Source organism: Pseudomonas sp. GW823-FHT02C02, from assembly GCF_058797635.1.
The window spans coordinates 1-14,620 of record NZ_JBXAJV010000021.1 but is presented as its reverse complement, the minus strand read 5'-3'; the positions used below and the strand labels follow the sequence as shown (position 1 = coordinate 14,620).

Below are 14,620 nucleotides of genomic sequence, written 5' to 3'. Positions count from 1 at the left end.
TCGAGCACACACCGACATGGTTCCTTCACTTGGCAGCATCGCTTCGCGGCTTCGACTCAAACAACTGCGGTTGCTGATCGCGCTGGACGATCGTGGCTCGTTGCACAAGGCCGCCGAGCACATTTCGATTTCCCAGTCCGGCGCCACCAAGGCCTTGCACGAAGTCGAGTCGTTGCTTGGGATGCCGCTGTTCGAACGTCAGCCCAAGGGCCTGGTTGCTAATGAAATGGGCCGTTGCATGATTCGTTATGCACGGCTGATCTACAGCGACGTCGAACATTTGCGCGAGGAAATGCTCAGCATCATGCAGGGCCAGGGCGGGCGGTTGTCGGTAGGCGTGATCATGGGCGCGGTGCCGTTGCTGACCCGGGCCCTGAGCGAATTAAGGCTCAAGCAGCCGGAGTTGTCCGTGGAACTGGTGGAAAACACCAGCGCCACCTTGCTCGGTTTGCTGGATCAAGGGCGGCTGGACCTGGCGATCTGTCGCACCAGCGTCGGCCAGCGCTCGGACGCTTATGACTGCATCGAACTCAGCGAAGAGCCCTTGGCGGTGGTCGCCAGCAAAGACCATCCGTTGGCCCGTGCCGAGTCGTTGCAGTTGTCGCAACTGAGCGATTACCGCTGGGTGGTCTACCCCAAGGACATGCCGATGCGCCAGGCCCTGGAGCGTGAGTTAAATGAGGCGGGGCTGGAGATTCCGCGTTATCCGCTGGAAACCTCATCGACCTTCGCCACCATTCTGTTGGTGCAGCAGGACCCGACCTTGCTGGCGGTGATCCCGGTGGAAGTCGCGCAATTCTGCGAGCAACACGATTTGCTGGTGAAATTGCCGGTGTCCATGCGCGCGCTGATCGAGCCTTATGGTGTGATCAGCCGGGCCGGCGCCGACCTGTCTCCGGCAGCGACCCTGCTGATCAACGAGCTGAAGCAGGACCTGACTACTTGATCACAATCGGATTCACTGGCGCACCGGTCCCGCCGACAATCTTCAACGGCGCGGCGGTGTAGAGGAACTGCCACTGGCCGTCTTCGGCGCAATCACTGGCCAAGTCGTCGAGCAGCGCCACTTCGGTGAAGGTCACGCCGAGGTTGCGCATCAAGGCATTGTGCAGCGGGATCAGCACGCCCGAGGTGGGGTCGACCGCCACTTCGTTGGCCATGGTGTCGGTCACCAGGTTGGGAATTTCCATCTGGTGAAACCACTCCACCAGTTCGCGGCTGAAGGTCAGGCCCGGCTCGGCGAAGTCCTTGTAGAACTCTTCCGGTTCGCGCTCATAGAACGAGCCGATCCAACCCGTGCGGATGATCAGGATGTCGCGCTTCTCGATCTCGATGCCCTGGGCTTTTGCTGCGGCCAGCAGGTCCAGGTGATTGAAGGTTTCGCCCTTGTCCAGCACCGCTTTGCCGCGATGGCGCGCCATGTCGATCAGCACCGCGCGGCCGACAATTCCGCGTTCGGCAATCGGCAGAATACTGGCCTTGTCCATGCTGCCGATGGTGCTCATGGCGTCGTAGCCGTTCCACAGTTTGTTGTCGTGCCAGACGTGGCCGAGCGCATCGTATTGGGTCGAGCCTTGCAGGTGCATGAAGATCACATCGTCGGCGTATTCCACGTGACCGTCAAAGTGGGTCTTGCCCGCCAGGAAGTGGCCCTTGTCCAGCACGTTGACACGCATCGACGGGCGTCGGCCGGGCCACAACGGCTCGCCCTTGGGATGGCCGATCTGCACTTGCAGGGTGAAGGTCTTGCCTTGGCGCACCGAGGCGATGCCCCGGAGGATCTCGGCGCTTTGCAGGTAATTCAGGGCCCCGACTTCATCGTCCGGCCCCCATTTGCCCCAGTTAGTGGGCAGGCCTTCGAGCAAGGCCTTGATGTCGGGAGATCGGTCGGCGGCGGTATTGTTGGGATTGTGGTCGCACATGAGGTTGTCCTTGGTTTGAGCCGATTCGGCAGGCCAGTACAAATCCCCGTGTGGGAGTGAGCCTGCTCGCGATGGGGAGTGCCAGTTAACCTTGATGCGTCTGACATACCGCTATCGCGAGCAGGTTCGCTCCCACAGGGGTTTATTTGATCGGGGAGAAATCGGCGGCGATCAGCAGTTTCGATTCCATCTTTTCCAGCATCGGGAACGCTTTCGGCACGAAACCCTCTAGCCAGTCAGGGTCCTGATACAGCGCCGCGCGTTTGTTGATCCGGTCGTCGAGGCTCTCGTAGGCCCAGATGTGGATCACCTGATTCAGCTCGCCGATTTCGGTGTACCACCAGCCCACCAGCGTGGTGTAGCGGGAGATCACCGGTAGCCCGGCTTCCTCGAAGTGCTTGAGGTAGGTCTGCATTTTTCCGATTTGAATCGTGTAGGTGCGCATTTCGTAAAACATGGGCGTGTTCTCTTCAGGAATGAATGCCGTGCCAGGCGTTGCTGATGATTCGCTCAATGTCGGCGGCGGTGGTCAGGCGTGGGTTGACCAGCACGTTGCCGCTGCGCATCGAGTCACTGACCATTTGCGGCATGTAATCCAGGTCCACGCCCAGGTCCTTGATGTTGTCGGGAATGCCGATGGCCTTGTTCAGCGCCACCACGTGGTCCACCACTTTGTGCCCGGCGCGGGCCAGGCTCAGGCCGTCGATGTCTTCGCCCATGGCGATGGCAATCTCGCGAAACAGCTCCGGGCAGGCCGCCAGGTTGTATTCGATGACGTAGGGCAGCAGCGTGGCGTTGGCGATGCCGTGGGGAATGTTGAAGACGCCGCCGAAGGTATGGGAAATCGCATGCACGTTGCCCAGTTTCGATTGGGCGAAGGCTACGCCCGCGAGGAACGACCCAAGCAGCATCTGTTCCCGGGCGTGCAGGTCGGAGCCGCTGAAAAATGCCTTGGGCAGGTGCGTGCAGATCATCTTGATCGCTTGCAGCGCCAGGGCCTGGCTGACCGGGTTGGCCTGCTTCGACACGTACGATTCGATGGCGTGGGTCAAGGCGTCCATGCCCGTCGCAGCGGTGATCGACGGTGGAAGTTTGAGCGTCAGCTCGGCGTCGAGAATCGCCAGTTTCGGAAACAGTGCCGGGCTGATGATCACGGTTTTGAACAGGGTCTTGGTGTTGGTGAACACGGTGGAGGCGGTGCATTCGCTGCCAGTGCCGGAGGTGGTCGGGATCGCGAAGATCGGCAGGGGTGGGTGCAGCAGTTTGTCGTAGCCCTCGTAGTCGAGGATGTTGCCGGGGTTGGTGGCCATGGCCGCCACGCCCTTGGCGGTGTCGATGCTGCTGCCGCCACCGACGCCGATCACCGAGTCACAGTCGTGGTTTTTCAGGAAGGCCACGGCTCGTTCCAGCACGTCGGTGGTGGGGTTCGGTTCAACGCCGGAAAACACTTCATAGCCGATGTCACTCTCGGCCAGGGAGGCGAAAAAACCTTCCATCACGCCCGACGCCATCAGCCCTGCGTCAGTGACCACCAGCAGTTTTTTCCGAACATGGGGCTTGAGCAATGCACCGGCCTGACGCACCAGGCCATTGCCGCTTTTCAAAGTGGTGGGGAAATAAAACTGGAACGGGTTCATGGGTTTCTCCGGTTCTTATTGGTCCGCAGACAGTAATAAGCGTGGGAGGCGGCCGATAATGAAAAGGTCTGATCCGCCGATCACCCTTTGTCATCCCCCGGCGAGGCGGGTCCTGGTGGTAACGTGAGGTTTTCCAACCGTCAGGAGCATCGTCATGGATTTGGGTATTTCTGGTCGCTGGGCCATCGTCTGCGCCGCCAGCAAGGGCCTGGGTCTGGCCTGTGCGCGGGCCTTGGCGAAGGAGGGCGTCAACCTGGTGATCAACGCCCGGGGTGACGAAACCTTGCAGGCTGCCGCTACAGAATTGCGCAGCCTGGCGCCGGGCATCGACGTGCGCACGGTGGCCGGGGACATCAGCACGCCCGCAGTGCGCGACCAGGTGTTGGCGGCGTGTCCGCAGGTGGACATCCTGATCAACAACGCCGGCGGACCGCCTCCGGGTGACTTCCGTGACTGGCAACGCGACGACTGGCTGAAGGCGCTGGATGCCAACATGCTCACGCCCATCGAGCTGATCAAGGCCTGCGTCGATGGCATGGCCGAGCGCGGTTTCGGGCGTATCGTCAACATCACCTCCGGCGCGGTGAAGGCGCCAATCGATGTGTTGGGACTGTCCAATGGCGCACGCAGCGGCCTGACCGGTTTTATCGCCGGGCTTGCACGCCAGTCGCGGCTGGCCGGGCATAACGTGACGATCAACAATCTGCTGCCGGGACCGTTCGAGACCGAGCGTTTGCACAAGACCCTGAGCGCCGCCGCCGAGGCCAATGGCGCCAGCGTCGAAAGCATCAGCGAACAGCGGCGCAAGCACGTGCCGGCCCAGCGCTTCGGGCAACCCGATGAGTTCGGCGCCTACTGCGCGTTCATCTGCAGCGCCAATGCCGGTTTCCTCACCGGGCAAAACCTGCTGCTGGACGGCGGCAGTTACCCCGGGACGTTCTGATCTTTTCGGGGGATGACGTTTGGTGATCCCCTAATCAGATCCCCTCATTATTCAGCCCGAGGACGCGTGATTAGAGTTGGGGTGCTTGCCCAACACCCGTCAGCCAAGATGTAAACCCAGTAGGAGCGAGGCTTGCCCGCGAAGGCGGAGTGTCAGTGGACATCATTGTTAATGACACATCGCCTTCGCGGGCAAGCCTCGCTCCTACAGGTTTTGCGTTAATAGGCGGGTATTGGGCCGCTTGCACCCACAACAACAAGAGCGCCCCTCATGAACAATCCGAGTGCCGAAACCCTGCGGCTCGCCGCCGCGTCTGCCACCGAGCGTCCGACCAGCGTGCGCTGGCGGATCTTCCTCATCATGTTGCTGCTGACCGCCATCAACTACATCGACCGCGCTTCGCTGTCGGTGGCCTTGCCGCTGATTTCCAGTGAGTTCCAGATCCCTCCCGCGCTGGAAGGCTTGATGCTCAGTGCGTTTTTCTGGTCGTACGCATTGATGCAGATTCCCGGCGGCATGCTGCTGGACCGTTTTCAGACCCGTCGCGTCATCGTCATCGCGACTGTCGCCTGGGGCGCCTTCCAGGCCTTGGCTGCCGGTGCGCACAACTGGATCACGCTGCTGATCACGCGTATGGGCCTGGGCATCGCCGAGTCGCCGATCATGCCGGCCGGGGCCAAACTCAACGGCGCCTGGCTGACTCCCAACGAACGCGGACGTGGCGCGGTGCTGGTCGATGGCGGCGCACCGCTGGGCAGTGCTTTCGGCGCGATCATCATTGCCGGGCTGATCGGCTGGTTCGATTCCTGGCGCATCGCCTTCGTGATCGCCGGTATCGGCACCATGCTTGCCGGTGTACTGGCGTGGAAATACATCCGCAACCATCCCAGCGAACACCCCGGTGTCAACGCGGCGGAACTGGCGCACATCACCGAAGGCAATCGCAAAGTCAGCCAACCCGGCACGGTGACCAGCATCCCCCTCAAAGAGCTGCTCAAGGACCGTTCGGTGCTCGCGATGTTCGCCGGTTACTGCTGCATTCTCAGCGTGTTCTACGGTTTGCTGACCTGGATGCCGAGCTACCTGCACCAGACCCACGGCCTGAACATTTCGAGCATGGGCGGTGCGACCTTCCTGATTTTCATGTGCGGTTTCGTCGGCGAGCTGGTCGGCGGTTATCTGGGGGATAAATGGAAAACCAGCGGCGCCTCGCCCAACCTGGTGATGCGCAGCATGTTCAGTGGTTCGGCGCTGGTCGCGGCCCTGTGCATGCTGGCGGTGGCCTATACCAATGAAGCCGGCAAGGCCATCGGTCTGCTCTGCGTAGCGATGTTTTTCATTCGCTGGTGCGGCATGTACTGGTGCATTCCGTCGATCCTCGGCGGCACCTCGAAAACCGGTGTGCTGGCCGGCACCATGAACTTCTGCGGCAACATGGCCGGGGTTATCGTGCCGATCCTGATCGGATTGATCGTGCAGTTCACCGGCTCGTATTTCCTGGTGCTGATCTTCTTCGTGGTCATGGCCATGCTGCTGGCGATATTCTCCAGCCTGATCGATTATCGGGAACGAGGGCTGGCTTGACATGAGCGGAGGGCAGGTGAGCGTCGATATCGAATGCGTGGTGGTCGGCGCCGGCGTGGTTGGCCTGGCGGTGACCAGGGCACTGGCCCGTAGCGGGCGGGAAGTGATCCTGATCGAAGCCGGCGAGGGGATTGGTGTGGGCATCAGTTCGCGCAATTCAGAAGTGATCCACGCCGGCATCTATTACCCGAGCGGCAGCCTGAAAGCGCAATTGTGCGTGGAGGGCAAGCATCGCCTGTACGCCTTTTGCGATGAGCGCGGTGTCGATTACCAGCGCCTGGGCAAGTTGATCGTGGCCACCGATGACAGCCAGTGCGCGGCCTTGCAGAGGTTGCTGGAGCAGGGCCGGCGCAATGGCGTCGATGACTTGCAATGGCTGGACGCCGGGCAGGCTCGGTCGCTTGAACCGGCGCTGTCCTGCGTCGCCGCGCTCTGGTCGCCGTCCACCGGGATCGTCGATTCCCATGCGCTGATGTTGGCGCTTCAGGCAGACGCCGAAGCCTCGGGCACTTCGATTGCCTTGCACACGCCGTTGGTGTCCGCCCGTTGCACCGAACAAGGTTTCGAATTGCACATGGGCGGCGCACAGCCGATGACCTTGACCTGTCGCGAGTTGATCAATTGCGCCGGTTTGTCCGCGCCGGAGGTGGCGAGCCGGATCGAAGGCTTGCCGACGCAATACGTTCCCGAGGCACGCCTGTGCAAGGGCAGTTATTTCAGTTTCAGTGGCCGGGCGCCATTCCGGCATCTGGTGTATCCGGCACCGGAGAGCGCCGGCCTGGGCGTGCACATGACCCTCGATCTTGGCGGGCAGGCGCGTTTCGGGCGGGACGTCGAATGGGTCGACCATGTCGATTACCGCGTCGATCCGCGCCGGGTCGACGGGTTCTATCAGGCCATCCGCCGCTACTGGCCGACGTTACCCGATAACAGCCTGCAACCCGCCTACAGCGGCATCCGCCCGAAGATTTCCGGCCCGACCGAACCGGCCGCCGACTTCCTCATCAGCGGCCCGGTCGAGCATGGTGTGCCGGGGTTGGTGAATCTGTTCGGCATCGAATCACCGGGCCTCACCAGCTGCCTGGCGCTGGCTGATCGGGTGGTACAACGCCTGACACCGCATTCCCTGTAGCAGCTGTCGCGTTGCGGTGAGGTGCCGGTTATCAGCGTCTGCGCTGCCAGCCGCCGAGCGGTCTATGCTTGCCAGTGTGCCCATCGTAATGGGAGAACTCTGATGATCAACATACGCACTGCCCGCATGCTTGCCGATTACAAGCAATGGGCCGATGAGCGCCTCTTTGACAGCCTGGCCGCGCTGCCGCCGGGGGAGGTCAACAAAGAGCGGGTGTCGGTGTTCAAGAACATGATCGGCACCCTGAATCATATCTATGTCGTGGACTGCATCTGGCAGGCTCACCTCGAAGGCCGAGGGCACGGCTTCAAAACCTCACACGATCTGCTCCATCCCGACCTGGCTGATTTGCGCATGGCGCAAAAGGACATCGATCACTGGTATTGCAACTGGAGCGCAAGGCAGACCGAGAGGTCGCTGGATAAGCCGGTCGAGTTCACGTTCGTCTCCGGCGAGAGCGGCACCATGAGCGCCGGCGCGATGCTGCTGCACGTGGTCAATCACGCCAGTTACCACCGCGGCTGGGTGATCCAGATGTATTTCGACATCCCGGCGATGCCACCGATGACCGACCTGCCGATCTTCCTGCGCGAGACCGACCCGGCTTTCAACGCGCTCAAAGCACCGGCAACTCAGCCGACATGTGTTGCGCAATTCGCGAACGCAACCAACGTTCTGCCGGGTCGTTATCGTTGACCCCGTTCCAGACCATGGACAGTTCGGACAGCACGATGTCAAACGGCGGGTCGTCGGCCCGCAGCTGGCTGCTGCCTTCGATCAGCGCACACGCCGCGTAATCCGGCACCGTGGCCAGCAGGTCGGTGCCGGCCAGCAGGGCACGCAACCCGGCGAATTGCGGCACCGCCAGCACCACCCGCCGCGAGCGGCCGATGCGCGCCAGATCGTTGTCGATAGCACCGGTCAAGTCTCCGGAAAAAGACACCAGCGCATGAGGGCGTTCGCAATACTCATCCAGGGTCAGGGGGCCGGGACGGTTGTCGCCACGCAGAATCTTCACGCTCAGGTCGCGCAATTTCTTGCGCTTGGCATTGGCCGGCAGCTCCGTGGTGTAACTGATCCCGACGGAAATCTCCCCGGAGGCGAGCATCGGTGACATCAGCAAGTAATTCACCCTTCGCACCACCACCACGACGTTCTGCGCCTCTTCGCGTATTTGCTTGAGCAGCGGCGGAAACAGACCGAACTCGGCGTCGTCGGACAAGCCGATGCGGAACACATCGCGGCTGGTGGACGGGTCGAAATCCTTGGCCCGGCTGACCGCACCGGAAATGGTGTCCATCGCCGGCTGCAACTCCTTGAGAATCGCCAACGCCCGTTGGGTCGGCTCCAACACCCGACCGTTGCGCACCAGCAGCGGGTCGTCGAACAGATCGCGCAACTTGGCCAGCGAAGCACTGACAGCGGGCTGACCGAGGAACAGTTTCTCCCCGGCCCGGGTCAGGTTCTTCTCGAACATCAACGTTTCGAAAATCACCAGCAGGTTCATGTCCACGCGGCGCAGGTCGTTGCGGTTCATGTGGGGGTACTCGCAGGGTTTTTGGGTCTTTTCAGTAAAGCATCAAACCCTGTGGCGAGAGAGCACCGGTGATGAGGGGGTTACCTGTGATGCAAAAACCACATGAAATGAAAGGGCCACCTGCTGTGAAGGGATTTACCTGTGGCGAGGGGGGAGCGAAACGTCGCACCGTCCCGTTCGGCTGCGCAGCAGTCGTAAATCCTATACCCGCGGTTTACCTGAATCACCGCAGTTGCAGGTTTTGGGGCCGCTGCGCGACCCAGCGGGAGCAAGCTCCCTCGCCACAGGGTTTTGTAAGTTCCACGAGAAAAGGGGATGCATCTATTTATCTGTCCGCTATCTATACGCTGTGCCGCGAAGCGGCCCCGGAAAAATGGGACCGCTGCACAATTCAACGTCAGTTATTCACTCACCGCAGAGCGGCACTTATATAGGCAGATCGATCTTATCCAACACCCGGTTCGCCGTGATCTCCGCCATCATGATGCTGTTGGAAATCCCCAGCAGGGCGTAGCGCGACTCTCCCTCCAGGTGATCCACCAACTGGTGGACCATCACGTCGACTGAGGCGAGTATTTCGACCAGATAAACCGCCAGGGTTTCGGCCGTGGCCTCGGGGTCTACGGAGAACAGAGTGCTGCGGGTTCGCGGGGTGGCTTTGATGTCGGCGTTCGATGGGAAGTGGAAGTCGAGGGCGCGCTCGGCGGCTTCGTTGAGTTTTTTTGAATCGGGTTCGTAGGGGGAGACCGGATCGGTGTCCGGTGGGTTGGGCGTTACTTTGAACATATGCTGAGTTTCCAAATTGGGTGCCACCCCTCTTGCGACTAAACGTAAGGGGAGGCAGCTGCACGCAGGTTAGTCGACCGGGAAACTCAGCAATCCGGCGCGCCCGAGAGCGCCCTGCGTACAGCCACCATCAGATACAGGAATGAAAGACCTGCATGACAGATGCACGCACAACTGAGTTAGCACGGGCGACTAAACCCGATCACTGATGAGCAGTGACGGGAATCAAGTTACCGAGCGGCCCCAAGGCGCACAAGCCGGCGGATTCTGGCGTAGCCGTAGGCAACGGCGCAAGGATTTGTAGCTTTCAGGACGTATCTTTGAGGTGGTTTAAACAAACACCGTTTCACGCTTAAACAGACGAGCGCGATAAGTGGCCGGATGTGTCCATACACAACACTCTGTGGCGAGGGAGCTTGCTCCCGCCGTCCGATCCGCGCTCGGGCGCAGCAGGCGCCAAACCATCCAACGCGGTCATCCTGACAGTGCGCGCTTGCAGGTTTTGGGGCCGCTGCGAGACCCAGCGGGAGCAAGCTCCCTCGCCACAGGGACTCGGTCAGGCCAACTCCACCTCTGGACAATGCATCGCATTGGACGCCAGCAAATCGGCAATCTCATCCTCAGAAAAGTCGAACTCACGCAACACCGACCGCGAGTGCTGGCCATTCTCCGGCGCCGGCGCATACGGCGTTTGCGCGGCTTCGAGGCTGTTGACCGGAAACCCCGGTACCCGAACCACGCCATGCTGCGGGTGGTGCAGTTCCACGAGCATGCCATTGCTGGCGATTTGCGGATGGGCCAGCACGTCGTTGTAATCGCTGACCCTGGAGCAAAGGATGTCGGCCTCGCGCAGCACCGCTAGCCAATGGGCCACCGGCCGGGTGTGGAACACGTCGGTCAGTGCCGCGCACATGGCTTCACGGTTAACCACCCGTTGCGCCGAGCTGGCAAAACGCGGGTCGTCGATCCACTCCGGGTGCCCGAGCACCCTGCTCAGGGTCGGCCAGCGATTGCCGTTGTACGCCGCGACCATCAACCAGCCATCCGCCGCCTCAAAGGCTTCGTTCGGAGCAGAGTAGGGCGCGGCGCTGCCGATGCGGGTCGGCAGCTTGCCGTCGCAGAGGAAGCTCGCCAGCGACGCTTGTTGCAGCGCCAGGGCCGAGTTCATCAGGCTGACGTCGAGGTGGCCGCCCAGGCCGTCCTTTTCTCGGGCATGCAGCTTGGCCAACACGGCCATGCATGCCATATAACCGGTGACCACATCCACCACCGGCGCTTGCACCTTGGAGGGCGCCGAGTTCGGCGTGCCGATCAGGCTCATCAGGCCGGAATCGGCTTGCAGAATGCCGTCGACGCCCGCCCGATCGGCATACGGTCCTTCCTGCCCGTAGGCGGAAATCGAGCAGTAGATCAGGTCCGGTTTCAGTGCAGCCAGGTCCTCATAACCCAGTCCCAGTCGAGCCATGACGCCAGGGCGCATGCTTTCGACCAGTACGTCGGCTTGCAGCACCAGTCGTTTGATCACTGCGGCGCTGTCCGGGTGTTTCAGGTCCAGGCTCATACCCAGCTTGCCGCGATTGAACGCGTGATACAGCGCGCTATCCTCGCCAACCCACGCCGGGCCGAGGGTACGGCCCAGTTCGCCTTCGTGGGATTCGATCTTGATCACCCGCGCGCCCATGTCGGCCATCAGCATGGTTGCCGTGGGGCCGGCGGCGATCTGGGTGAAATCGAGGACGGTCAGACCGTCCAGAGCGGTACGTAACATGTTCGCCTCCTCGGGCGCTTCAGCGGCCCGTGTAATGCGGTGCGCGTTTTTCGGCAAACGCCTGCCGGCCTTCGAGACGATCCTCGGTGTCGCGCAACACGCCCCAATACAATTCGGTCAAACGCTGGGCGTCGCTGTCGCTCAAGTGCGCGGTACTGCGGGCCAGGGTTTGCAAGGCCTGGATCGCCAGCGGTGCCTGGCGGGCAATCTGCTCGGCCAGGATCATCGCCCGATGCAACAGGGCCTCGTGGCTGTCCAGACGCTCGGAGATCAAGCCAATAGCGCAGGCCTGCCACGCATCGATGCGCGACCCGGTTAACGCCATCTGCATCGCATGGGCGGGCGGCACCGCGCGCATCAAACGATGCAGGCCGCTGACCGCCGGAATCGATCCGACGGCGGCTTCCGGCAGACCGAACGTCGCACTGGCACTGGCAATGCGCAGGTCGCATTGCAACGCCAGCTCCAGGCCGCCGCCCAGGCAATGGCCATTGATGGCGGCAATCAGCGGCTTGTGCAGGTCGAGGTCGGCAAGGTCCATCTGGCGGATGTAAAGCCCGGCGTCTGCGGCGGGTTCGTTGGCCAGGAACAGCGCCTCGGCATAGGAGGCCGAGGAGGCCCGCGTACTTTTCAGGTCGGCGCCGACGCAAAACGCCCGTTCACCGCTGCCGGTGATCACGGCCACACGCAGTTCCCGGCGGTCGCGTACTTCACGTAGATGGCCGCGCAAGGCCTGGAGGGAATCCAGGTCCAGCGCATTCAGGGCTTGCGGGCGGTCGATCGTGATCAGGGCCACAGGGCCGTGGACTTCCAAAGTGACTGACATGGCGTCCACCTCACACGCTGGCCGAGGACAGACTGCGTCCGCCGCACACATACAGGGTTTGCCCGGTGACGTAGCTGCTGGCCGGGGCGAGGAAAAACTCCACGGCATTGGCAATGTCGTCCGGGGTGCCGATGCGTTTTACCGGCACCGTGTCCTTGAGTTTTGCCTGCACCTCAGGCGTGAAACTCTGGAACAGCGGCGTATCGACGATGCCCGGGGCGATGGCGTTGACGGTGATGCCTTTGGCCGCGAACTCGATGGCCAGGCTACGGGTCAGGCTGACCACGCCGCCCTTGGCCGCCGAGTAATTGGCCTGGCCGAAACCGCCCAGCCAGGCCCGGGACGACATGTTGACGATGCGCCCGAAGCCTTTCTCCAGCATCAGTGGCAGGGCCGCTTTGCAGCAGAGAAATTGCGCCCGCAGATTGGTGTCCACCACCAGGTCCCAGTCCTGTTCGGTCATGTTCAGGAAGCGTTTGTCGCGGACCACGCCGGCGTTGTTCACCAGAAAATCCAGGCGACCGTGGGCTTCGTGGATCTGCGTGAAGGCGGCGTTGACCGACTCGCCTTCGGTCAGGTCCAGCGCAATTCCGGCGACCTTCAAGTCTTCGGCGTTCATCGCGCTGACACTGCTGTTCAGCGCCTGTTCGTCGCGATCCAGCAGGTAGACAAACACCCCTTGATGCGCCAGTCGTTGGGCAATGGTCAGGCCGATCCCGCGAGCAGCGCCGGTGACGACGGCGACCTGGCCGGCCGCAAAGTGTTGGTTGTTCATGGCTTCAGACTCCCAGGATGTGCACGGCTGACGCCGCGTGGTCGACCCCGGCGATACCGCCACCGGTGCATTGCGCCAGGCCCAGGCGCGGAGTGCCGGCTTGGCGGCTGCCGGCGCGGCCTTGCAACTGCCAGAGCAACTCGACCATTTGCGCGACACCGGTGGCGCCCAGTGGATGACCCTTGGCCAACAGACCGCCACTTGGATTGACCGGCACCCGACCACCGAGGGCGGTGGCGCCCGAGTGCAACAGCGAGACCGCTTCGCCCGGTGCGGCCAGCCCGAGGGCTTCGTAATACAGCAGCTCGGCGATGGTGAAGGCGTCGTGCAACTCGACCACACCGATATCGGCCGGGGCGACACCGGCCTGTTCATAGGCCAGGCGTGCGGCGCGTGCGGTGATTTCGGCATCGAGAATGTCTTCGTCACCGCTCTCGCGAAGGCCCGAGACAATGATCGAACCCAGCACCTTGACGTCTTTGGCGTGGGGTCCCGGTTTGTTGCCGAGCACCAGCGCAGCGGCACCGTCCACTTGCGACGGGCAGCACTGCAACAGGGTCAGCGGGTCGGCGATCATGCGCGAGGCGAGCACCTCTTCGAGGCTGACTTCGTTGCGTTGCTGGGCGTATTCGTTGAGCGAACCGTGACGACGATTCTTCACCGCTACAGCGGCCAGATCGGCGGGCTTGGCGTCACGCTCGTGGATGAAACGGGTGGCGCGCATCGCGTAGACCGCTGGCAACACCATGCCTGCCGTGGCGTAGAGGTCGGTCATGCGGTCGTTGCGCTGCATTGGGATCATGCCGCCACCCAATGCGGTCAACTGCTCGATCCCAAACACCAGCACGCGTTCATATTGACCGGCGAGCAAGGCGTGGCGCGCCAGGTGCACCGCCGTCGCGCCGCTGGCACAGGCGTTTTCGATGTTGTAGACCGGAATCCCTTTCAGGCCCAGATCGCGCACGATCACCTGCCCGAGAATCATCCCGCCCAGCACATTGGCGCAGTACACGGCCTGAATGTCGGCCAGCTGCAAGCCGGCATCGGCCACGGCGTCAAGAATTGCGCGCTGGGCCAGTTCCGGGGCCATGACACCGGGGTGACGGCCGAAGACGGTCATGGCGCCGCCCATTACATGCATCTGGCTCATGGACGGGCCTCCTGGGACTGGAAAACGTAGCCGTAGGTGTCGTCGGCAATCACTCGGCATTTTTCGCCAATGGCCGGCACGCCGGGGGTACCGATCAGGCGCCCGAACAAACGCACCGGGCCGGGCAGGTCGACGTAGGCGAGCACGAACGGGGCGAGGCCGCTTTTCGGGCTCGGGTGCATGATGGTGAAGCTGTAGACCTGGCCCTCGACGTCTAGCACGGTGTCGTCGAACTGGTTGCTCAGCGGCGAATCGTCCGGCACGGACGGAAAGAATATTTCGCCGTTGTGGTGATGGCGCGAGGCATGCAGGCCGGGTGGCGTGGACGGCGTCCAGATGGACGTGGAAAAACTCATGATGACCTCCTGTTGTTATGGGCTTGCGAACAAGCTCTGGAGGTCATGGTCGGGCAGGGCAGAAGGCCCGACAAACGATATAAAAACCCGGTTTGGTTGAGAAAAAATCAAGCCATCGGTCAGCCTGGAATACAACACTGTAGGAGTGGGGGGGGGGGGGGGGGGGGGGGGGGGGGGGGGGGGGGGGGGGGGGGGGGGGGGGGG

At 62.2% G+C, this 14,620-nt stretch carries 15 protein-coding genes; 5 read left to right on the top strand and 10 right to left on the bottom strand.

Annotated features, from left to right (window positions below; all coding sequences use genetic code 11):
- Positions 1-16: 16 nt before the first annotated feature.
- Entirely contained in the window at positions 17-946 is a 930-nt protein-coding gene (locus AC1ROI_RS28615; RefSeq protein WP_010455268.1) for a LysR family transcriptional regulator, read from the top strand.
- Here the strand turns inward: AC1ROI_RS28615 and AC1ROI_RS28610 are convergent.
- The 3 genes from AC1ROI_RS28610 to AC1ROI_RS28600 all read right to left on the bottom strand — a co-directional run bounded on the left by AC1ROI_RS28610 (position 939) and on the right by AC1ROI_RS28600 (position 3,559).
- Complete coding sequence (locus tag AC1ROI_RS28610) at positions 939-1,922, bottom strand: cyclase family protein (protein WP_102595066.1); 984 nt, start codon at positions 1,920-1,922, stop codon at positions 939-941. The genes AC1ROI_RS28615 and AC1ROI_RS28610 overlap by 8 nt on opposite strands.
- Positions 1,923-2,064: 142 nt before the next feature.
- On the bottom strand, positions 2,065-2,379 hold the full coding sequence (locus AC1ROI_RS28605) for an NIPSNAP family protein (RefSeq protein ID WP_083376488.1): 315 nt from the start codon (positions 2,377-2,379) through the stop codon (positions 2,065-2,067).
- A 13-nt stretch (positions 2,380-2,392) separates the two neighbouring features.
- Entirely contained in the window at positions 2,393-3,559 is a 1,167-nt protein-coding gene (locus tag AC1ROI_RS28600) for an iron-containing alcohol dehydrogenase (protein ID WP_083376489.1), read from the bottom strand.
- Positions 3,560-3,713: 154 nt separating this feature from the next.
- On the opposite strand from AC1ROI_RS28600, the gene AC1ROI_RS28595 reads away from it, so the two are divergent.
- The 4 genes from AC1ROI_RS28595 to AC1ROI_RS28580 all read left to right on the top strand — a co-directional run bounded on the left by AC1ROI_RS28595 (position 3,714) and on the right by AC1ROI_RS28580 (position 7,914).
- Positions 3,714-4,502 (top strand): SDR family oxidoreductase, encoded by a 789-nt coding sequence (locus AC1ROI_RS28595; RefSeq protein ID WP_102595067.1) that lies wholly within the window; start codon positions 3,714-3,716, stop codon positions 4,500-4,502.
- 270 nt (positions 4,503-4,772) lie between these two features.
- The gene (locus tag AC1ROI_RS28590; protein ID WP_102595068.1) at positions 4,773-6,086 is read left to right on the top strand and encodes an MFS transporter; all 1,314 of its coding nucleotides are present in this window, start codon (positions 4,773-4,775) and stop codon (positions 6,084-6,086) included.
- A 16-nt stretch (positions 6,087-6,102) separates the two neighbouring features.
- Positions 6,103-7,218 carry an NAD(P)/FAD-dependent oxidoreductase gene (locus AC1ROI_RS28585; RefSeq protein ID WP_102595074.1) on the top strand — a complete coding sequence of 372 codons (1,116 nt, stop codon included), beginning with the start codon at positions 6,103-6,105 and terminating at the stop codon, positions 7,216-7,218.
- A 102-nt stretch (positions 7,219-7,320) separates the two neighbouring features.
- Positions 7,321-7,914 carry a DinB family protein gene (locus tag AC1ROI_RS28580; protein ID WP_077749433.1) on the top strand — a complete coding sequence of 198 codons (594 nt, stop codon included), beginning with the start codon at positions 7,321-7,323 and terminating at the stop codon, positions 7,912-7,914.
- Here AC1ROI_RS28580 and AC1ROI_RS28575 read toward each other — a convergent pair.
- The 7 genes from AC1ROI_RS28575 to AC1ROI_RS28545 all read right to left on the bottom strand — a co-directional run bounded on the left by AC1ROI_RS28575 (position 7,835) and on the right by AC1ROI_RS28545 (position 14,416).
- Entirely contained in the window at positions 7,835-8,755 is a 921-nt protein-coding gene (locus AC1ROI_RS28575; RefSeq protein ID WP_077749432.1) for a LysR substrate-binding domain-containing protein, read from the bottom strand. The two genes, AC1ROI_RS28580 and AC1ROI_RS28575, sit on opposite strands and share 80 nt — an antisense overlap.
- 426 nt (positions 8,756-9,181) lie before the next feature.
- A complete protein-coding gene (locus tag AC1ROI_RS28570) occupies positions 9,182-9,541 on the bottom strand; it encodes a DUF6124 family protein (RefSeq protein WP_010455249.1) in 360 nt (119 codons plus the stop codon).
- A gap of 556 nt (positions 9,542-10,097) precedes the next feature.
- Positions 10,098-11,309, bottom strand: a complete 1,212-nt coding sequence (locus AC1ROI_RS28565; RefSeq protein WP_102595069.1) for a CaiB/BaiF CoA transferase family protein — start codon at positions 11,307-11,309, stop codon at positions 10,098-10,100.
- Positions 11,310-11,328: 19 nt separating this feature from the next.
- The gene (locus AC1ROI_RS28560) at positions 11,329-12,135 is read right to left on the bottom strand and encodes an enoyl-CoA hydratase/isomerase family protein (protein WP_102595070.1); all 807 of its coding nucleotides are present in this window, start codon (positions 12,133-12,135) and stop codon (positions 11,329-11,331) included.
- A gap of 10 nt (positions 12,136-12,145) precedes the next feature.
- Positions 12,146-12,910: an SDR family NAD(P)-dependent oxidoreductase gene (locus AC1ROI_RS28555; RefSeq protein WP_102595071.1), complete on the bottom strand. Its 765-nt coding sequence runs from the start codon at positions 12,908-12,910 to the stop codon at positions 12,146-12,148.
- A gap of 4 nt (positions 12,911-12,914) precedes the next feature.
- Positions 12,915-14,060 (bottom strand): thiolase family protein, encoded by a 1,146-nt coding sequence (locus AC1ROI_RS28550; RefSeq protein ID WP_102595072.1) that lies wholly within the window; start codon positions 14,058-14,060, stop codon positions 12,915-12,917.
- The gene (locus AC1ROI_RS28545) at positions 14,057-14,416 is read right to left on the bottom strand and encodes a Zn-ribbon domain-containing OB-fold protein (RefSeq protein ID WP_010455240.1); all 360 of its coding nucleotides are present in this window, start codon (positions 14,414-14,416) and stop codon (positions 14,057-14,059) included. The genes AC1ROI_RS28550 and AC1ROI_RS28545 overlap by 4 nt, the downstream gene beginning before the upstream one ends.
- Positions 14,417-14,620: the final 204 nt, after the last annotated feature.